At 44.8% G+C, this 20,315-nt stretch carries 14 protein-coding genes; 7 read left to right on the forward strand and 7 right to left on the reverse strand.

Annotated elements, in window-relative coordinates:
• Window positions 1-45: 45 nt before the first annotated feature.
• Window positions 46-1,830, reverse strand: coding sequence for a type IV pilus assembly ATPase TfpB (gene tfpB, locus H8K33_RS02960; RefSeq protein WP_186889469.1), 1,785 nt, complete (start codon window positions 1,828-1,830; stop codon window positions 46-48).
• 56 nt (window positions 1,831-1,886) lie between these two features.
• Complete coding sequence (locus tag H8K33_RS02965; RefSeq protein WP_186889470.1) at window positions 1,887-2,690, reverse strand: spermine/spermidine synthase domain-containing protein; 804 nt, start codon at window positions 2,688-2,690, stop codon at window positions 1,887-1,889.
• A gap of 296 nt (window positions 2,691-2,986) precedes the next feature.
• Here H8K33_RS02965 and H8K33_RS02970 point away from each other — a divergent pair, with 296 nt between their 5' ends.
• Window positions 2,987-3,445 (forward strand): outer membrane lipoprotein, encoded by a 459-nt coding sequence (locus H8K33_RS02970; protein ID WP_186889471.1) that lies wholly within the window; start codon window positions 2,987-2,989, stop codon window positions 3,443-3,445.
• A 76-nt stretch (window positions 3,446-3,521) separates the two neighbouring features.
• On the opposite strand, the gene htpG is transcribed toward H8K33_RS02970, so the two are convergent.
• Window positions 3,522-5,435, reverse strand: coding sequence for a molecular chaperone HtpG (gene htpG / locus H8K33_RS02975; RefSeq protein WP_186889472.1), 1,914 nt, complete (start codon window positions 5,433-5,435; stop codon window positions 3,522-3,524).
• Between the two features lie 347 nt (window positions 5,436-5,782).
• On the opposite strand from htpG, the gene typA reads away from it, so the two are divergent.
• The 3 genes from typA to trhP all read left to right on the forward strand — a co-directional run bounded on the left by typA (window position 5,783) and on the right by trhP (window position 10,092).
• Window positions 5,783-7,618, forward strand: coding sequence for a translational GTPase TypA (gene typA / locus H8K33_RS02980; protein WP_186889473.1), 1,836 nt, complete (start codon window positions 5,783-5,785; stop codon window positions 7,616-7,618).
• Between the two features lie 92 nt (window positions 7,619-7,710).
• Window positions 7,711-8,604 carry a DMT family transporter gene (locus tag H8K33_RS02985; RefSeq protein ID WP_222613255.1) on the forward strand — a complete coding sequence of 298 codons (894 nt, stop codon included), beginning with the start codon at window positions 7,711-7,713 and terminating at the stop codon, window positions 8,602-8,604.
• A 102-nt stretch (window positions 8,605-8,706) separates the two neighbouring features.
• Complete coding sequence (gene trhP / locus H8K33_RS02990) at window positions 8,707-10,092, forward strand: prephenate-dependent tRNA uridine(34) hydroxylase TrhP (RefSeq protein WP_186889474.1); 1,386 nt, start codon at window positions 8,707-8,709, stop codon at window positions 10,090-10,092.
• A 198-nt stretch (window positions 10,093-10,290) separates the two neighbouring features.
• On the opposite strand, the gene H8K33_RS02995 is transcribed toward trhP, so the two are convergent.
• Together H8K33_RS02995 and H8K33_RS03000 are read right to left on the reverse strand one after the other, a co-directional pair.
• Complete coding sequence (locus H8K33_RS02995; RefSeq protein WP_186889475.1) at window positions 10,291-11,538, reverse strand: DUF2863 family protein; 1,248 nt, start codon at window positions 11,536-11,538, stop codon at window positions 10,291-10,293.
• A 75-nt stretch (window positions 11,539-11,613) separates the two neighbouring features.
• Window positions 11,614-12,306 (reverse strand): glutathione binding-like protein, encoded by a 693-nt coding sequence (locus H8K33_RS03000; protein ID WP_186889476.1) that lies wholly within the window; start codon window positions 12,304-12,306, stop codon window positions 11,614-11,616.
• Between the two features lie 274 nt (window positions 12,307-12,580).
• Here H8K33_RS03000 and H8K33_RS03005 point away from each other — a divergent pair, with 274 nt between their 5' ends.
• The 3 genes from H8K33_RS03005 to H8K33_RS03015 all read left to right on the forward strand — a co-directional run bounded on the left by H8K33_RS03005 (window position 12,581) and on the right by H8K33_RS03015 (window position 15,672).
• Window positions 12,581-12,985, forward strand: coding sequence for a BlaI/MecI/CopY family transcriptional regulator (locus tag H8K33_RS03005; RefSeq protein ID WP_186889477.1), 405 nt, complete (start codon window positions 12,581-12,583; stop codon window positions 12,983-12,985).
• Window positions 12,982-14,778: a M56 family metallopeptidase gene (locus H8K33_RS03010; RefSeq protein ID WP_186889478.1), complete on the forward strand. Its 1,797-nt coding sequence runs from the start codon at window positions 12,982-12,984 to the stop codon at window positions 14,776-14,778. The genes H8K33_RS03005 and H8K33_RS03010 overlap by 4 nt, the downstream gene beginning before the upstream one ends.
• 75 nt (window positions 14,779-14,853) lie before the next feature.
• Entirely contained in the window at window positions 14,854-15,672 is an 819-nt protein-coding gene (locus H8K33_RS03015; protein WP_186889479.1) for a hypothetical protein, read from the forward strand.
• 220 nt (window positions 15,673-15,892) lie between these two features.
• Here H8K33_RS03015 and serB read toward each other — a convergent pair whose 3' ends face one another.
• A complete protein-coding gene (serB, locus tag H8K33_RS03020; protein ID WP_186889762.1) occupies window positions 15,893-16,741 on the reverse strand; it encodes a phosphoserine phosphatase SerB in 849 nt (282 codons plus the stop codon).
• A 45-nt stretch (window positions 16,742-16,786) separates the two neighbouring features.
• Window positions 16,787-20,206, reverse strand: coding sequence for a transcription-repair coupling factor (gene mfd / locus H8K33_RS03025; protein ID WP_186889480.1), 3,420 nt, complete (start codon window positions 20,204-20,206; stop codon window positions 16,787-16,789).
• Window positions 20,207-20,315 lie beyond the last annotated feature (109 nt).

The following is a 20,315-nucleotide window of genomic DNA, read 5'->3' on the forward strand; positions in this document are numbered from 1 at the left end:
AACTAAAAGTCAATATTTATTTGGTATTTTAGCGAATAATATTTCTTAGAATAGTGCCGAGGTCACTTTCAGGACTTCATCTATCGTCGTCACACCATCAATAATTTTGTGTGCACCCGCCACTCTCAACGGTTTCATTTCATCTTTAATTGCTTGATCTCTGAGTGCATGAATGTCTGAGTCTTGTTGTATTAGCTTACTAAAGGTTTGTGTGACAGTTAATAATTCATATAAGCCTGTTCGCCCTTTGTAGCCAGTCTGACGACATTCCAGACAACCAACCGGTCGGTAGACTGTTTTTGGTTTCTCGATTGGCCAGCTCTCTACCATGGCTGACCAAACAGGGTCGGGAATTTCACCATCAGTCGACTTACAATGAGGGCACAAAGTTCTGACCAAACGTTGTGCCAGAATGCCGATAATAGTCGCTTCTAGTAAATAGTAGGGAACACCTAATTGCAACAAACGCATAATCGCTGATGGGGCGTCATTGGTGTGTAGTGTTGATAACACTAAATGTCCTGTAAGTGCAGCTTGAATCGCCATTTCTGCCGTCGCCAAATCGCGAATTTCACCGACCATGATGATGTCTGGATCTTGACGCATTAAGGCACGAATACCATCTGCAAATGATAAATCGATATTCGACTGTACTTGCATTTGATTGAATGAACTTTCCACCATTTCAATGGGATCCTCAACGGTACAGACGTTCACATCAGAAGTTGCTAATGCTTTTAATGTCGTATAAAGCGTCGTGGTTTTTCCTGAACCTGTTGGTCCGGTAACCAAAATAATCCCATGAGGTTTTTTGGTCAGCTCGTCCCAGCGAATCGCGTCGTTGATTGGAAAACCTAATTCGGGTAAAGTTTTTACCACGACTTCGGGATCGAAAATACGCATCACCAATTTCTCGCCAAATGCAGTCGGCAAGGTTGATAAACGTAATTCCACTTCTTGACCATCCGATGTACGTGTCTTCACCCGACCATCTTGTGGGCGACGCTTCTCAATCACGTCCATACGTCCCAATAATTTAATCCTGGCAGTCATTGCAATCATGACGATCGCTGGAACTTGGTAAACTTGGTGTAGTACGCCATCGATACGGAATCGTATGGCGGCCATATCACGTTTTGGTTCTAGATGGATATCGGACGCTCTTTGTTCAAAAGCGAATTGCCAAAGCCAATCGACGATGTTGATAATGTGTTGATCATTGGCATCGACTTGTTTGTTCGCTTTGCCAAGCTCGACTAATTGCTCAAAATTATTTCTGAGGGCAACATCATTGCCACTTGATTTACGTGCGTCTTTGATCGATTTTGCGAGTGAAAAAAACTGTGCCGTATATTGTGCAATATCAAGAGGATTTGCTAGTACCAGTTTAATTTCTTTTTTTGTCAGTCGTGAAATTTCATCAAGCCATGATGCGTTATTGTAAGGATCGGTTGTGGCAACAATCACGGTGTCATTCGTTGCATCGACTGGCAGAATATGAAAGCGCGTTGCATAGGTCGACGACATTACATCTGAGACTTTGGTGAAATCGATTTTTAAAGGGTCTATGCGATAAAAAGGAATGCCAGCTTTACGTGCGGCCCATTCGGTTAACCAATCTAGCGTCAATAACTGTTGTGGTCGTAACGCGGAGTACAGCTTTGCCTGCGCGATCGCTGTAAAAGGATGCATGCTCTCTGGGCCATTTTTGTGTATGCCACGCGCATGATTGAACGCAACTTTTGCATCTTCTTTTTTGACGATGCCATCTTCCATCAGCCAAGTAAAAATTTGCTGCATATTGAGACTTTTAATCGTTCCACTATTCATATTGATCACTTTGTAATTGGCTAATTAGATAGGTAAGACGCAGATGCCCGAATGGATTAATGTTGTGTGTTGGTCAGGCCATCAACCCATTTCTTTGCTGGAAGTTTGCTTGACTCTTGAATTTGCTGCGCGCGGGAATAGAGGAGATCAAGGTCAAGCTTCAGCCGTGGTTTGAATGCGATCGCTACCACATTTCCATCATGGACTTCGGGCAAACAGAGTACGGTACCGAATACATATCGCAGAACTTTGATGTTCTTAGCAAAACTCGGATGGTCTCCAAATAAATTTACCGTCAACATACCGTCTGCTTTCAGACAATCGAAGCACGCTTGATAAAACTCTGTACTGTCAAGAACTGGTCCTCGCGCGGTTGCATCGTAGAGATCGACTTGTAAGGCGTCAAATTGATCATGATTTTCTGGATCGCACACGAAATCCATTGCATCCATTTCTAGTACTTGTAGACGCTCATCATTCGCAGGTAGTTTGAACATGCTTTCGCAAATCATGATGACTGCCGGGTTTAAATCGACTGCGGTCACTTTTGCATTCGGAAAATGTCGATAGCAGAATTTTGTTAGCGCACCAGTACCCAGGCCTAGTTGCAAAATATGTTGAGGCTGATCTTTAAATAGCATCCAACACATCATTTGCTGCGCATATTCCAGTTCTAACCAATCTGGTTTACGCAAACGCATTGCGCCCTGCACCCATTCAGTACCAAAGTGCAGATAACGAACTCCGTCGTGTTCAGATAAGGTGACAGGAGCAAATTTTGGTTTGCGCTTTTTTTCTGCGGCACTTGGGCCAGATCGGTAATTTGATTCGGCTTCGATAGATTTTCGTTTAATTAGCATAAGGGGCGGAGAATAAATTAACTCGTTTTTGCTGGATAGCGCTTGCAATGATTGATTGTAAACCCTATGTTGTAGTATGTGCTATCAGCATGACATGAAAATATTTCTAGAATCTTATTTTTTTGATGTGAATTGAATTGAGGCCTACTTGTACAGGCATTAAAACACGTTGAATTGTCAACTGATTGTTAAATGTGACGTTGTGTTGAAACGGGTAGTGGGCATTGATTTATTTGGTCTTGGACAGGCAATACTGTTTAGGCTTGTTCTTACGGTTCTTTTTTAAGGAGTTTATTTTGAAAAAAATTATCTTAATCGCGACGGTGATCGCGGCCACTTTTTCCTTAAGTGCATGCGTGTCCACACGCACCTCAGGAAGTGTTTATCGCCCATATCAAACGCAGAATGAAATGACGGTTCGTATGGGGGTAGTCGATTCAGTACGCGAGGTGACTATTGATGGTGGTCGCAGTGGTGTGGGAACACTGACTGGCGCTGCTTTGGGTGGACTGGCTGGCTCCAGTGTTGGCGGCGGGCGCGGATCAACTGCGACAGGGATTGTCGGTGCGGTTGTTGGTGGAATTATTGGTAATAATGTGGAATCAAATGCGAATGTGCGCAAAGGTTTTGAAATTACGGTTCGTTTAGATAACGGTGAATTAAAAGCAATTACACAAGATGCGGACGAAACATTCCGTCCTGGAGATCGCGTTCGTTTATTATCTGATCGTCGTACTACGCGCGTCACACATTAAGTATTACGTGTTTAACTTAAAATAAAAAGCCGGAACTCTAAAGTTCCGGCTTCTATTTTTTTGAGCCTTAAATTACTTACTTGCTAACGTTTAACAGCATTTCGTTCAAACGTTTTACAAACGCACTTGGGTCCTCGAGTGTGCCGCCTTCCGCCAGCGCCGCTTGATCGAACAGTATGTGTGACCAATCATTGAACTTGGCTTCTTCGTATTTCAAACGTTGTACCAAGGGATGATCGGGATTGACCTCCAAAATCGGTTTAGATTCTGGCGCTGCCTGACCTGCGGCTTTCAACATGCGTACCAAATTACCTGAAAGCTCGTTTTCGTCAGCGACTAAGCAAGCTGGTGAATCAGTTAAGCGGAAGGTGATGCGAACGTCTTTAGCTTTATCAGCTAAGGCAGTTTTCATCTTTTCAACGAGATCTTTAAATTGCGTTTCGGTTTCTTCATGCTGCTTCTTCTCAGCTTCATCTTCCAATTTACCCAGATCCAAATCGCCTTTCGCGACTGATACCAAATCTTTACCTTCAAATGCAGTCAGGAAGGACAACATCCATTCGTCAACACGATCGGTGAGCAATAAGACTTCTACGCCTTTTTTGCGGAAAATTTCCAGGTGTGGGCTATTTTTTGCTGCGGCAAAACTATCTGCCGTAACGTAGTAAATCTTATCTTGACCTTCTTTAGCGCGGGCAATATAGTCGGCTAGTGAAACGGTTTGGGACTCATTATCATTGTGCGTGGAAGCAAAACGGAGTAGGGCAGCGATACGATCTTTGTTCGCTGCGTCTTCGCCAACACCTTCTTTTAATACTTGACCAAATTCTTTCCAGAAGCTGGCAAATTTTTCCTTCTTGCTTTCTGCTTCATCGCCTTCCGCATTCGCCAAATCTTCCAGCATACCCAGCACACGTTTTGTAGATCCTTCACGGATCGCTTTGATATCGCGTGATTCTTGCAAAATTTCACGAGATACATTCAGAGGCAAATCGTTGGAATCAATAATCCCTTTTACAAAACGCAAATAAACTGGCATCAATTGTTCGGCATCATCCATGATGAATACACGTTTGACGTAGAGCTTGATGCCACCACGTTTGTTGCGATCCCACATATCAAACGGCGCGCGGCTTGGAATGTACAGCAACTGTGTATATTCGCTGCGACCTTCGACGCGATTGTGTGTATGCGTCAAAGGCGCAGTGTAATCGTGCGAAATGTGTTTGTAGAATTCTGTGTATTGCTCAGGCGTGATGTCAGATTTGCTGCGAGCCCACAAGGCGCTCGCTTGATTGACAGTTTCAAGTTCGTCTTTGAGAACTTGTTCTTTTTTCTCGTCATCCCATTCTTCTTTTTGCATCAAGATAGGCAAAGAGATGTGGTCAGAATAAGTGCGAATGATGGATTTGAGTTTCCAAGAAGAGAGGAAATCATCTTCACCTTCGCGCAAATGTAAGGTGATAGAAGTGCCACGATCTTCTTTGGTGATTTGCTCTACACTGAAGTCGCCAGCGCCAGCAGATTCCCAACGTACGCCTTCGATTGCCGCTGTGCCGGCACGGCGTGATTCCACCGTCATTTTGTCTGCAACGATAAAGCCTGAGTAGAAACCGACGCCAAACTGACCAATCATAGCGGCATCTTTTTGCTGATCGCCAGACAATTTGGAGAAGAATTCTTTGGTGCCAGATTTGGCAATCGTGCCCAGATGATTCACTGCATCGTCACGTGTCATACCAATGCCGTTATCGCTGATGGTAATCGTGCGCGCGGCTTTGTCGAAACTAACTTTGATCTTTAATTCGGAATCATTTTCGAACAAGCTGGCATCGTTAATAGCTTCAAAACGCAATTTGTCGGATGCATCCGATGCATTAGAAATGAGTTCTCTTAAGAAGATTTCTTTGTTTGAGTACAAAGAATGGATCATCAATTGGAGTAATTGTGAAACTTCTGCTTGAAATCCTAGGGTTTGTTTTTCTGACATGCTTTCCTCGATATTTAAGAATTGAAGGAGTAGAAACCGCGCCTACGCGGATTCAATGAATGTTTTAATGTGGGCATCAGGTGTGGCAGTAACGCGATATTTCAAGAGGGAGATGTAGACTTTTTCTACATTTGAGTTTGGCGTGTATTTTGAACAAGCAAAGATAATCCCCTGATACAAAACGCCGTATAGGCGTGACAGAAACCCATCTTTTTGTCATCAATGCGTAGTAAGTCTTTGAAATAATGACGAAAATATCTGCATTGTTTGTAATCAAGACGTAAGTTTTGCATTGCAGCATGCTATAATCGTCGGTTATTCGAATCACCTCCCAAATAAATACAATCATGACCAACAATACACGCGCTATTCGCAACATCGCCATTATCGCCCACGTTGACCACGGCAAAACTACGCTAGTGGATCAATTGCTGCGCCAATCTGGTACTTTCCGTGATAATCAACAAGTTGATAATCGCGTTATGGATTCCAACGATATTGAGAAAGAGCGCGGTATCACGATTCTTTCCAAAAACTGTGCAGTTGAATACAAAGGCACACACATCAACATCGTTGATACCCCAGGCCATGCGGATTTCGGTGGTGAAGTTGAACGTGTATTGTCCATGGTTGACAGCGTGTTGTTGCTGGTTGATGCGCAAGAAGGTCCAATGCCGCAAACACGTTTCGTGACACGTAAAGCTTTGGCTTTGGGTTTGAAACCTATCGTGGTTGTGAACAAAATTGACCGTGAAAACGCTGATCCTCAAAAAGCAGTTAACGCGACATTTGAATTGTTCGACAAACTCGGCGCAACCGACGAACAGTTAGATTTCCCTATCGTTTACGCTTCTGGCTTCAAAGGCTATGCTGGCCTGGAAGATACAGTACGTGACGGTAACATGGAGCCATTGTTTGACGCGATCTTGAAACACGTTCCTGCACGTGAAGATGATCCAAATGGTCCATTGCAATTACAAATCACTTCTTTGGAATACTCTTCTTACGTAGGTAAGATCGGCGTTGGCCGTATCTTGCGTGGTCGTGTTCGCGCAGGTCAAGACGTAGTCTGGATGAATGGTCCAGAAGATAAACCGAGTAAAGCACGTATCAATCAAGTATTGACGTTCAAAGGTCTGGATCGTGTATTGGCTGATGAAGCATTGGCTGGCGATATCGTTTTGATCAATGGTATTGAAGAAATCAGTATCGGCTCCACCATTTGCGCACCGGACACACCGGAAGGCTTGCCAATGTTGAAGATCGATGAACCAACATTGACGATGAACTTCATGGTTAACAGCTCACCATTGGCTGGTCGCGAAGGTAAATTCGTGACGACACGTCAAATCCGTGATCGTTTAGATCGTGAATTGAAATCCAACATGGCTTTGCGCGTAGTGCAAGCTGAAGGTGACGACTCTACATACGAAGTTTCTGGTCGCGGTGAATTGCATTTGACAATTTTGATCGAAAACATGCGTCGTGAAGGTTTCGAATTGGCGGTTTCTCGTCCACGCGTTGTGTTCAAAATGGTAGATGGCGTGCGCCACGAGCCGTATGAAAACTTGACGGTTGACGTAGAAGAAAACAACCAAGGCGGCGTGATGGAAGAGCTCGGTCGTCGTCGTGGTGATTTGCAAAACATGGAACCGGACGGTAAAGGTCGTGTGCGTTTGGAATACCGTATTCCAGCGCGTGGCTTGATCGGTTTCCAAGGCGAATTCATGACATTGACACGCGGTACTGGTTTGATGAGTCACGTGTTTGATGAATACGCACCAGTTGATAATACTAAAGGTGAATTGGCTGGCCGTCGTAACGGTGTGTTGATTTCTCAAGATGACGGTGCAGCAGTTGCTTACGCGATCTGGAAATTGCAAGACCGTGGTCGTATGTTCGTCGTGCACAACGATCCAGTCTATGAAGGCATGATCATCGGTATTCACTCACGTGATAACGATTTGGTTGTGAACCCGATTAAAGGTAAGCAATTAACCAACGTTCGTTCTTCTGGTACAGATGAAGCGGTGCGCTTGGTTCCACCAATTCAAATGAGTTTGGAATACGCGGTTGAATTCATTGAAGATGATGAATTGGTAGAAGTCACGCCGAAGAGCATTCGTTTACGTAAGCGCTTCTTGAAAGAACACGAGCGTAAAAAAGCATCTCGCGAAGCTTAATAAGATTTAAATCAGGTTTAAATTAGTTCCAACATAAGCCCGCTTGATGTCATATCAAGCGGGTTTCTGCTTTTTAAATTCGGAGTTTGTGCATGCAGCAACCTAGTCACAAAACAGCATTACTATTGATGATTATCGCGCCCACGATGTGGAGCACGGCGGGTGTGTTGTCGCGTCAATTGGAATCTGCACGTGGATTTGAAGTCAGTTTTTGGCGTAGTTTTTTTGCGGCGCTCTTTGTCGGTACGGTTTTGGCTGGGCAACATAAAACAGGGCTTGGGCAGAAACTAAAAAGTTTAGGTCGCTATGGATTAGCCTCTGGTGTGATGTGGGCAGCGATGTTCACTTGCTTCATGTTGGCACTGACCATGACGACGGTCGCCAATGCTTTGATCGTTGAAAGTTTTGCACCTTTATTGACCGCAATTTTTGCTTGGATTTTTCTCTCGGAAAAAATTCCAGGGCGCACTTGGCTTGCGATTGTGGTGGCTTTTTGTGGCATGTTGTGGATGTTCATTGATGGATTTTCGCAACTTGATTCACGTGGTTTGATCGGTGTGATGTTGGCACTTTGCGTTCCCTTTGCAGTGGCAGCGAATGTCATTATTTTGAAAAAAGGTGGGCAGCACGTGGATTTAATTCCGGCTGTATTAGTCGGTGGTGTTTTATCTGCGGTGTTGATGTTGCCATTTGCTTTGCCGCTGTCTGCTTCGCTGCATGACATCTTGATTTTGGCGACCTTAGGTGTGTTTCAGTTAGGCTTGCCGTGCATGATCATGGTGCATGCTGCCAAAGGTTTGAGTGCACCGGAAATATCCTTACTTTCTTTACTTGAAGTTGTACTCGGACCATTTTGGGTCTGGTTAGCCATTGGGGAAGAGCCTGCCAAAGCAACCTTAATGGGTGGAACCGTGGTTTTGGGGGCTTTGATCTTCAATGAAGTTATGGCCTTTCGCCAAGATAGGCAAGCAAAGAGCTTGTCATAACGCAGTATGTGAGAAATCGTCAGTTGTTAAACTGGCGCAAAATTGATTAACCTTGCGCGCACGAGATGTTCTTGATGCGCAGTATTTTAAGATGGTGTTGCAATGTCAAATTCATCCTCCCAGCTATTGAAGTCGCCTGAATTATTATTGCCTGCAGGCTCCTTAGAGAAAATGCACGCTGCCTTTGATTTTGGTGCTGATGCAGTGTATGCAGGGCAGCCTCGTTACAGTTTGCGCGCACGTAACAATGAATTTTCTACGCTGGATATTTTGCAGCAAGGCATAGAAGGCGCACATGCACGTGGCAAATCTTTCTTCGTCGCTAGTAATATTTTCCCGCATAACTCCAAACTCAAAACCTATTTGATTGATATGGAACCAGTGATCGCCATGAAGCCAGACGCGCTGATTATGGCTGACCCTGGTTTGATCATGATGGTGCGTGAAAAGTGGCCAGAAGTGAATGTGCATCTCTCTGTACAAGCGAATGCCGTGAACTGGGCTGACGTTAAATTCTGGCAAAAGATGGGCTTAACCCGCGTGATTTTGTCGCGTGAATTATCTTTGGACGAGATAGAAGAAATCAAACAGCGTTGTCCAGAAATGGAGCTCGAAGTCTTCGTGCACGGTGCTTTGTGTATCGCCTATTCTGGTCGTTGCTTATTGTCTGGTTACTTCAATCACCGTGATCCGAATCAAGGCACGTGTACCAATTCTTGTCGCTGGGATTACAAGGTTGAGAATGCGACAGAAAATGAAACCGGTGACTTACAACGTATTCCAGTTGAAACCATCAAGTTTGATTTCAATAAGGCTTTAGAGGAAGCAAATCAATCATTCTCAGCGATGGGCGATATGCCACGACATCCATTGGCCGATCGTCCATACCTGATCGAAGAAGCAGGGCGTCCAGGTAGTTTCATGCCTATCTTGGAAGACGATCATGGAACTTACATCATGAATTCTAAAGATCTGCGTGCCATTGAACACGTCGAGCGTTTGGCGAAAATAGGTGTGGATTCCCTGAAGGTGGAGGGTAGAACTAAGTCTTTATACTATGTCGCGCGCACCGCACAAACTTATCGTCGTGCGATTGATGATGCAGTTGCTGGTCGTCCGTTTAATGAGCAATTGTTGGGCGAATTAAATGGATTGGCAAACCGTGGCTACACAGATGGTTTCTATCAACGTCATCACACCCAAGATCATCAAAATTACATGGAAGGTGTATCCAAGGCGCATCGCAGTCAATACGTCGGCAATGTACTTTCTATCGAAGATGGCTGGGCTGAAGTGGAAGTCAAAAATCGTTTTTCAGTTGGCGATAAGATAGAAATTATTCACCCAAGTGGTAACGAAATTATTGATCTGGCACAGATACGCAATAAGCGGAATGAAGCAATCGATGTGATTGGTGGTGCCGGGCATAAAGTACGTATTCCCCTAGACGCGAAATACGATAAGGCATTGTTAGCACGGATGCTGTAGTTACTGAAATTGTTAGTATCGTGACTGAGCACGGTGAACTGAAGTGAATAGTTAATAAGGGCGAGTGATTGTGAAGCACAATTGCTCGCCCTTATTTTTTGCCATTCGCCCCTAGGTGCCAACTTCACCGCATCTTAGACAGAAAATTAGATTACATCGCTACTAAGGTTTCTTAGCTACCAGTTCATGGTAACGGGTCTAGTGCAGATGGACAGATCCTTCTGGTGGCGCATCATCAGGCATTTCTGGATGCACCAGATCTCCTTCTGCATCGGCATATAAGGGCGCTTGACAGTCCTCGCAAAATTCCATGCCAAAAATATCCTCCAAAATTTGAATTTGGCTGATACCACTTTCTTTTAATAAGGTAGGAATTTCACCTTCACGCTCATCCATGGTCGAGATCGACGGGCCAACCAAAGCGTTGACTTCATCCTCTTGCTGATACAAAGGCCAGATCACACCATAAATAATTTCTGGCGCTTTCTTGAGTGTGAAGCCGACACGAATTTCATCCACTTGACCTGGGTGTGTTTCTGGTCCGAATCGACCTAAGATTGCACTCAATTCGCTCGCTTCAACATTCAGTGTCTGGCAGAGATAAAACACAGTTGCGCGAATAGAAATCGGTCGCACCAAGATATCTGCTTCTCGGCAGGCTGAATAATACGATTCAGGTAAGAGAAATTCAAAGCCACAGCCCGGCAGTAAATGCGCAATATCTGCATGTGCACGCTGTTTCCATAACAGCAGCGCAGCTTCCTTTGCTTTGGCAATATCAAAAGGCGATGGTGTCATTTGCCATTGAAATAATGGGGCGTTGCTTGGTGCAAGAACGACACCCAGTAAGTAACGGCTATCGGCCAGGAATGGCACGGTTTTTGGTAGCTCCTTGGGAGCAAGGATGGCTTTATTCTGTAAGAAATGTTGTGCCGTGTCATGCAATAAATCATTGATCGTGCAGTGATCTTGCGGTAATTGATCAATCGAATATAAGGTCGGTAGTATGCAGACTTGTACACCCTTGCACAATAAAGATTCGCGCCAACTGGTAGTGAGTGATTTCAGTATCGCTGCGGGGATATTACCCGATGCGATATCAAAGCGACTCCAAGCGAGTATCGGCGCCGCCACCAACAAAATATCGTAGGAACTATCTCCATCTTTAATTTGACCTGAAGTGGCAATTGACTCGATTGCCTCTATCAAAACTTCATAAGCATCTGGTTGATTTGTGAAAACGTGTTCTGCAGCGGCATCTAAAATACTCTGATGCTTTACTTCCAGATTTTTGGCGATCAAGGCATCGAGCAATGATTGCCAGTCGTTATCTTCTAAACGACTCCCTGCTTGCGATACCGCTAAAGATAGGTTAGCGATACGCAATGCGTCGCCAGCTAGTTTTTGAATTTTCTTTTTAGGTGCGCGTCGCATACTATGTGTCATTCCTTATCGGCTATGTTGTGCTGGCGCAGGTTTTGATGGCGAGTGTCAATGAACAAACTCGCCAACAAGATAAAACTATTTCTTTGCGTATTGTGATTGGCCAAACAAAATGTCTTTTGCTTTTGCGTCGGTTAATGGTTTTCGATGATCTGCCAGTACCTTGAGTGCTTTTTGTACTGCTGCGCGTTGATTAATTTGATCGAACCAGCGTTTCGTATGGGGATAATCGTTCCAATCTATGCCTTGGTTGGCCGCGGAACGAGCCCACGGAAAGCTGGCGATATCGGCGATTGTATAAGATTCACCGGCAAGATAGGCGTGATGACTTAACTGTTTTTCTAATACATTGTAGAGGCGCTTCGCTTCATTGGTATAACGATCATAGGCATAGTCAATTTTTTCGGGTGCATAAATCCGAAAATGATGCGCTTGCCCGAGCATAGGTCCAAATCCACCAACCTGAAACATCAGCCATTGCAAGCATTGATATTTTTCTCTATCGGTTTGGCCAAGAAATTGTCCAGCTTTACTCGCAAGATAAACCAAAATTGCACCTGATTCGAACAACGCAATTGGTTTGCCATCAGGGCCATCGGCATCGACTATCGCCGGAATTTTATTATTGGGCGAAATTGCAAGAAATTCGGGCGTAAATTGGTCTCCTGCACCAATATCAATCGGAATCGCCCGATAGCTTAAGCCACATTCCTCTAACATGATGTGCACTTTGTGACCATTTGGCGTCGGCCAGGAATAGACGTCAATCATTTCAAGAATCTCCTTAGTGGTTTAGTCAATTTGAACAGCATGAAATATTAGAAAAACTGATCCTGATTATATCCTGAGCGTGCGTATTTCGAGTTCAACTTTGAGCTTGCGCCTACTTTGTCATATCACTCGTCAATATCTAGATGGATTAATTCCCAGTTTATGTATTAAAACAACAAAACTAAAAGAAATTAAAAAGAGTTAAAAAATATCTAGACAAAATAATCTAGATTATTTAATCTAGATCAATCGATCTACTTTACGTCACGCACAAATGAAAAAAGACACTTCCACAAAATCGGAAAAATCGAGTCCGCCAAAACCAACGGCCGCAGAGATGGAGCTCATGCGTTTGCTTTGGGTATTAGGTCCAGCGACTGCTAAGCAAGTGCATGAGGCAGCATTAAAAGAGCGTCCAGAAATCGCCTATGCATCTGTTTTGCGCATGCTTCAAGTGATGCATAGCAAAGGACAACTGCATCGCGATGAGAGTCAAAAAGCGCATGTCTATGCCGCTGTAGAGGAACAAGATACCTTACAAACCAATTTGGTAAAGGATCTAATTCAAAAAGCCTTTTCTGGTTCTGCTAAAGCCTTGGTGCTTGCTGCATTGCGATCACATGTGAGTAAAGAAGAGCGTGACGAGATTCAAAAATTCTTACATGGAGATGAAAAATGATAGGTAATCTGCATCATCTCACCAGTGATTTTGTCAGTGCGATTGGGTGGGCGCTAATTCATTTTTTGTGGCAAGGCACTCTAGTCGCTTTGGTTGCAGCTGGTCTCTTACTTTTTCTGCGAAATGCAAGAGCTCAAACGCGTTATGTGATCGCTTGTATAGCTTTACTTTGCTGCTTCTTTATTCCTGTATGGCAGGTGATGCAGGCTTTGCAATTAAGAGAAGATGGAATTGCGTCATTGATTTATTTTAGTCAGCAATCACAACACATCGGTAAAGAGACTTTACTGAACAATTGGGCGAATTGGCTTCATCTCAATATGCACCAAATTGTTTTGATATGGGCGCTTGTTGTTAGCTTATTGAGCATTCGTTTATGCCTCGGTCTCTGGTGGTTGCGTGGTTACAGCCATGGACAACGTGGCGCGGTAAATCCCTACTGGCAGCAACATGTACAAGGCTTAGCACGACGTTTTAATTTGTCGAGACCAGTGATGGTGTGGATCGTACATGATCTAAAAAGCCCCATTACCATCGGCTGGTTGCGTCCTATGATTTTAGTTCCAGCGTCACTGCTTACTGGTATGGCTCCCGCCCATCTTGAGGCCTTACTAGCGCATGAATTAGCGCATATTCATCGTTATGATTATCTGGTGAATTTTATCCAAAATCTGATTGAAATGTTTTTGTTTTTCCACCCAGCAGTTTGGTGGATTTCAAAAAAAATTCGCAATGAAAGAGAACATATTGCGGATGACTTAGCTGCAAGCATACTCGGCGAACCGCGGCGTCTGGCGCTTGCTTTACAAGAGTTGGAATTAATCCAATTCACCACCCCTCAACTCGCCCAAGCGGCACATGGAGGAAATCTTATGTCCAGAATCAAACGTTTAATACGTCCAGAAGTACAAAGTGTTAATTGGAAAACCGCGGTAACTGCAGTTGGCGTTGCAGCAGCTTGTGTTGGTTTGGCAGCGAATGCAGCGATCCGAACTTTGTCGCAGCCTGATCAATTGAGTTCTCAGAGCCAAGCTAAAGTAGTTGCGAATGACAAGGTAGTAGAAGTGGATTCAATGGAATCGACAAGTTTGGAAAGTCGATTGGTCGATCAGTCGTCAACGCCAGGATCTGAGGCTAACAATTTGAAAGGCAAGGGACGTTCGAACAAAGACGTTGTTACACATGCGCGAATTGATTTTTCGAAACCAGGATGTGCGCCTGAATATCCTCGTGATGCTTTACGTCATGAATTACAAGGTGTGACCAGACTATTAGTTAGTTTTTCTAACAAGGGACGTATTGAAGATGTCAACGTAGTGAAATCGAGTGGACATGTTCAGCTGGATGATTCGGTGAAAAATCAACTTTTGTCGGGGACATGCACAAGTACACCTGGAACACTTAATGGCAAACCGCAAGCAAGCAAAACAGCCGTTGAATATTATTGGAAACTTGATGAGTCGCCAGTTAAATCAGCGCAATCGAAAGAAAATCTTCCCGTTAGTTCAAAAACACTTGCTAGCTTGGATTTTGCAAAGAGTGGTTGCAGCCCAGAATACCCCAAAGTTTCAGTGCGAAATCAAGAACAAGGAACGACAGCACTGGCATTAAAAGTGAATGAGGTAGGCGCCATTGATGATGTCAAGATAGCGGCATCGAGTGGGTTTCGAGGGTTGGATGAAGCCGTTGCGAAAAAGTTGAGATCAGGAACATGTATGGCTAGTCCCGCTCAAATTGACGGTAAGAATGTTGATTCGACGATCAATGTTGCTTATGTCTGGAAGCTGAGTTAATTAATATTGAATTTATCAGATACTGTGAAATAGCGGTATCTGATGTTCTAGAAACTATTTGTGATTGGAATTGGTTTGAAACAAATATTAAGACGAGTTTTTATACTGTTTTGTACGATTGGCTTTTTAACGGCATGCATTAGCACTAAGTCGCCAACAATAGATACTAATTGCGGGCCATGGAATTTTGGTATTGCTCAAGCATCTTCGTTTGACCACCAATTTTTGTCAGCATCTTGGATGCAAGATTTAAAGACGACATGTTTGAAAACTACGTATGCCAAGGGATTTGACGAATTCGATCCTCCTATCGACGCAAAATTTACGTACCGAACAGAAGAGTCTGTCGTAAAGCGGCGAGCGGTAAGTTCGGTTGACAGTAAAGGGAAAAGCAAAAGCTCTTCAAGTCTTCCAAGGTCAGTATTTCAGATGACATTTCAAAACGGACATTACAATTTCGAGTTGGATGCAAATAGTCGATGGGAGGCAGATACTTCGCCATCTCCTTTGTACCAAGTCTTTGCAAAAAATAGTGAGACTAAAGCTGCACTGTTTATCAGTGTGTTTGACGCAAACCCATTTTTAATCTGGTCTGACAGTCGAGATTCTATGTATCTACGTATGCGCGATCAGTTAGCTTATTCCGACATTACTAGAATTAAAGAAACGAAGTTTCAAAATTTAGATGGATTCCAAGTTGAATATCGTGGTCGAGATAAAAATTCTGTACCTCTGCATTTCCTGTCGACACAAATACGCGTAGGTAAAAAAATTCTTTATTTAACGACTTGGAGTTTTGAAGAGGATTACGCAAAAAATGAAGATGAATTTCATTTAATTGCTAACTCTATTCGCATGAAACCACGATTTTTGACTTGGTTGAATAACGACTAGTCTTGATCGGAAGGTATTCAGAACAAGTATATATCGAATGTTGGTATGAAACCTTAATACATCGACAGATTAGATTTTGCTTGTATAAAACTTCTACAGATTTCAAATGGCTTTTTATGAGAAATTGGTAAATGTGTGCTCTAAGTCTCAGTCTAACTGTCTGGTCTCAAGCTGGATGCCGTCGCGTCACCCGGCTTATTTTTTTATGGAAGCACAATTCTTAAAGTAAATTCAAAACCCCGTCCAAACCAACAAAATTCAATGCGACATTAGCTTGCGCACGCACAACTGGCTTGGCGCGGAAGGCAACGGATAGCCCAGCAATGCCCATCATCTTCAAATCGTTCGCACCATCGCCCATGACGATAGTTTGTTGTGGACTGATACCAAGTTCGGTGCACACTTTTTCAACCGTGCGTTTTTTTTCATCGGCATCAACGATGGTGCCGATGACTTTGCCTGTCAGTTTGTCGTCGATGATTTCGAGTACATTGGCGTGGGTGCAGTCGAGATTTAAGCGCGATTTCATTCTATCGGTGAAGAAGGTAAATCCACCTGATACTAATAAAGTTTTTAAGCCCGCCGCTTGCACATGTTTGAGCATGTTCTCTGCGCCCAGCGATAAATGCAGGCGTTGATCGTAAACTTTCTGTAGCGCCGATGCTTCTAAGCCTTTCAGCAAACCGACGCGACGAATTAAACTTTCTTGAAATTCAATTTCGCCACGCATAGCGGCTTCGGTGATTTCTGCTACTTGCGGTTTTAAGCCTTGCATGTCGGCGATTTCATCTATGCATTCTATGGTAATTAAAGTCGAATCCATGTCCATCGCGACCAGCTTAAAGTCACTGAGTTGACGTGTTTGTCCGTGATACACATCGAGCTGCGCGAGTAAGCATAACTCTTGAATTGCTTGCAGAATTCTTGCATCGCATTGTACGTTTTCGAGGCGAACTGCCTTGGCATTAATCGGTACGATTTTCTCTGCGCCAGACATTTGGGCGATGCTTTGTATAGTTGCCGCTTGCTGCGCTAAGACAGCATTTAAACCTTGTATGATCAGATTCATGTTTTGCATGTTGAAGTGTAGTGACGGACGATTGGTGTAGGACGATTAGTGCAGGGCTTTCATCGTGCTCTTAATCTGGGCGACGCGTGCGGCCAGATCGGGCATGTTGGCGCTGATGCGTAACTTGTCTTGTCCGTTGAGTTTGATGTGTTTGTTTTTCTGAACCAATTCGATAATGCGCATCGCATCGATCGGTGGTTGTGGTTCAAATTGCAGTGTTGCGGCTTCGCTGTGGGCATCAATTTTGATAATGCCCAGCGGCTTTGCGGCAACCCGCAGTCGATGTGTTTCTAAGAGTGATTTGACTGGTTCTGGCAATTTACCAAAACGATCTATCATCTCTTCTTGCAAATCATCAATGGCTTCAAGCTTGTTGCAATTTGCCAGGCGCTTATAGATAGATAAGCGCTCGTGTACATCACCACAAAAATCGCTGGGTAAGAGAGCGGGGATGTGTAAATTAATTTCAGTTGTAGTGGAGAGTGGTGCGGCGAGATCTGGCTCTTTGCCGTTCTTCAAACTGCGTACGGCTTCACTCAGCATGTCTGAGTACATCTGGAATCCAATCTCGTGCATTTCACCAGATTGGTTGTCGCCTAAGACTTCACCTGCTCCGCGAATTTCTAAATCATGCATGGCGAGGTAGAACCCGCTACCAAGTTCTTCCATTTGTTGAATCGCTTCCAAACGACGATTCGCTTGTTTGGTTAAGCCTTGTACATCGTGCACCAGCAGATAAGCGTAGGCTTGATGATGTGAGCGACCGACGCGGCCACGTAATTGATGTAACTGCGCTAGACCAAATTTATCGGCCCTATGCATGATGATGGTGTTGGCACTTGGAACGTCGATACCGGTTTCAATAATCGTCGTGCAAAGTAAGATGTTGTAGCGTTGCGCAACGAAATCGCGCATGACTTTTTCTAAATCGCGCTCATTCATCTGACCATGACCGACTGCGATGCGTGCCTCCGGCAACAAGGCTTCCAGCATGGCTTTACGGTTTTCTATGGTCTCGACTTCATTGTGTAAAAAATAGACTTGACCGCCGCGTTTGAGTTCACGTAAGCACGCCTCACGGATTACGGAATCGCCTTCACTGCGCACGAAAGTTTTGATTGCTAAACGTTTTTGCGGGGCGGTGGCGATGATAGAGAAGTCGCGTAATCCTTCAAGCGCCATGCCCAGTGTTCGTGGAATTGGCGTCGCTGTTAAGGTCAGTACATCGACTTCGGCACGCAGGGCTTTGAGTGTTTCTTTTTGACGTACACCGAAGCGATGTTCTTCGTCGATAATCACCAAACCGAGGCGAGAGAATTTGACGTCTTCGGATAAAAGTTTATGCGTGCCGATCACGATATCGACCGTGCCATCTCCCATGCCTTTGATGGCTTGCGCGATTTCTTTGCCGCTTCTGAAGCGTGATAATTCGGCGATTTTTACTGGCCAATTGGCGAAACGATCGGTGAAGGTTTGTGCGTGTTGTTCTGCCAGCAGCGTAGTCGGTGCCAGAATCGCGACTTGTTTGCCGCCCATCACCGCAACGAAAGCGGCACGTAGAGCGACTTCAGTTTTACCAAAACCGACGTCACCGCAAATCAATCTGTCCATCGGCTTACCTGAAGTCATGTCGCCAATTACTGCGGTAATCGCTGCGGCTTGATCGGGTGTTTCATCGAAACCAAAGCTGTCAGCAAAGGCCGCGTAATCGTGCGCAGAATATTCAAATGCATGACCCTGACGTAAAGCTCGGCGAGCGTACAAGTTGAGTAACTCGGCCGCCGTATCACGAATTTGTTGTGCGGCTTTGCGTTTGGCCTTTTCCCATTGACCCGAGCCTAGCGCATGCAAAGGTGCGTCATCGGGCGATGCACCAGAGTAGCGTGAGATTACGTGTAACTGCGATACTGGCACGTAGAGCTTGGTGTCTTTCGCATATTCCAGGTGCAGGAATTCGGTTTCACCTTCACCCAGATCCATGCTAATCAGTCCCATGTAGCGACCGATACCATGGTTGCTATGGACGACGGGATCACCAATTTTCAATTCAGACAAATCGCGCACCATGTGCTCGACTTGCGTCACGGCTTCTTGTTTTTTGCGACCTACGCGTTTGCCAGAGCCAGCGTATAACTCGGTTTCAGTGATAAACGCGATGTCGTGCGCTTGGAATCCTGCATGTAACGGTGCTACACCTAAGACCAGTTTGGGGCTGCTGGTGATGAAGTCGGTGTAATCTTCGCTGATGCTAATTTCGAGATCGAAATCACGGAAATATTGTTGCAAGGTTTCACGCCGACCTGCGGTTTCTGCACAAATGAAGACGCGCTTATCGGTTTGCAATAAATACGAGCGCAAATTTGTTAGTGGATCATCGGCACGACGATTGACAGCGATATCCGGCAAAAAGCTAGAGACTTCAGAGGCCGCGCCACCATTTTGTATGATCCACCGAGATTCCGACTTTAGTGTTGCAAAGAAATCCTCGTCGCGTAAGAAAATGGTCTCTGGCGGTAGAACAGGGCGTTCTCTGTCGGATTTTAAAAACTGATAACGTGAGCGAGTGTCAACCCAAAAGCGTTGTATCGCTTCCTCGATATCGCCAATCAAAACGTAATGCGTGTTTTGCGGCAGGTAATCGAAAAGTGTCGCCGTCGATTCAAAAAATAAGGGCAGATAATATTCAATACCAGCTGATGCAATCCCATTGCCGATGTCTTTATACACGGTAGAGCGTGAAGGATCGCCTTCAAATTGTTCGCGCCAACGATTACGAAACGCGCTGCGACCCGTTTCATCCATAGGAAATTCACGACCCGGCAGCAAGCGAACTTCTTTCACCGGATACAGCGAGCGCTGAGTATCGGCATCGAAGGTGCGTATGGTTTCTATGCTATCGCCAAACAGGTCAAGTCGGTACGGCAGCACAGAGCCCATAGGGAACAAATCAATCAAGCCACCGCGCACAGAATACTCACCCGGCGACATGACTTGGGAGACATGGGTGTAACCAGCTAATGTTAATTGCGTTTTGAGCTTGGCTTCATTGAGTGTTTCACCAACTTTAAAGAAGAAGGTATAAGCCGCTAAAAACGACGGTGGCGCCATGCGCACCAAGGCCGTGGTAGCAGGGACGATTAAAACATCGCAGTTACCACTATTGATTTCATACAAGGTCGCCAGACGCTCGGATACCAGATCCTGATGCGGTGAAAAAGCGTCATACGGCAGCGTTTCCCAGTCTGGTAGTAAATGGCAGCGCAGATCTGGGGCGAACCAAGGCAATTCACTGAGTAAACGTTGCGCGTCTGCTGGACTGGCAACGAAGATCGTCAGAAATCTTTGTTCCGCTTTTAAGGCAGCAGCGGCTTGTGCAATGGCATAAGCATCGGCGGAACCGTGAGTAGACGGTAGCACGAATCGGTGACCAGCTTTGGGTAGCGCTTTGATGAAATCGAAAGACATTAGATGTAAAGCAAGGAGTTCTGCAAATTCGTGCGCTACGAGCGGGAAAAAGCCCAGAAGCAGGAATTGGCGGTTAAAATGAGGATCAATTATAAACGATGCACAAGCG

It is taken from the genome of Affinundibacterium amnicola, from assembly GCF_014284275.1.
Classification (GTDB): Bacteria; Pseudomonadota; Gammaproteobacteria; order Burkholderiales; family Burkholderiaceae_D; genus Undibacterium; species Undibacterium amnicola.

Coding starts and splice junctions, on each gene's coding strand:
- tfpB (WP_186889469.1), bottom strand. CDS start 1,830: ATGAATAGTGGAACGATTAAAAGTCTCAATATGCAGCAAATTTTTACT.
- H8K33_RS02965 (WP_186889470.1), bottom strand. CDS start 2,690: ATGCTAATTAAACGAAAATCTATCGAAGCCGAATCAAATTACCGATCT.
- htpG (WP_186889472.1), bottom strand. CDS start 5,435: ATGTCAGAAAAACAAACCCTAGGATTTCAAGCAGAAGTTTCACAATTA.
- typA (WP_186889473.1), top strand. CDS start 5,783: ATGACCAACAATACACGCGCTATTCGCAACATCGCCATTATCGCCCAC.
- H8K33_RS02985 (WP_222613255.1), top strand. CDS start 7,711: ATGCAGCAACCTAGTCACAAAACAGCATTACTATTGATGATTATCGCG.
- trhP (WP_186889474.1), top strand. CDS start 8,707: ATGTCAAATTCATCCTCCCAGCTATTGAAGTCGCCTGAATTATTATTG.
- H8K33_RS02995 (WP_186889475.1), bottom strand. CDS start 11,538: ATGACACATAGTATGCGACGCGCACCTAAAAAGAAAATTCAAAAACTA.
- H8K33_RS03000 (WP_186889476.1), bottom strand. CDS start 12,306: ATGATTGACGTCTATTCCTGGCCGACGCCAAATGGTCACAAAGTGCAC.
- H8K33_RS03005 (WP_186889477.1), top strand. CDS start 12,581: ATGAAAAAAGACACTTCCACAAAATCGGAAAAATCGAGTCCGCCAAAA.
- H8K33_RS03010 (WP_186889478.1), top strand. CDS start 12,982: ATGATAGGTAATCTGCATCATCTCACCAGTGATTTTGTCAGTGCGATT.
- serB (WP_186889762.1), bottom strand. CDS start 16,741: ATGAATCTGATCATACAAGGTTTAAATGCTGTCTTAGCGCAGCAAGCG.
- mfd (WP_186889480.1), bottom strand. CDS start 20,206: ATGTCTTTCGATTTCATCAAAGCGCTACCCAAAGCTGGTCACCGATTC.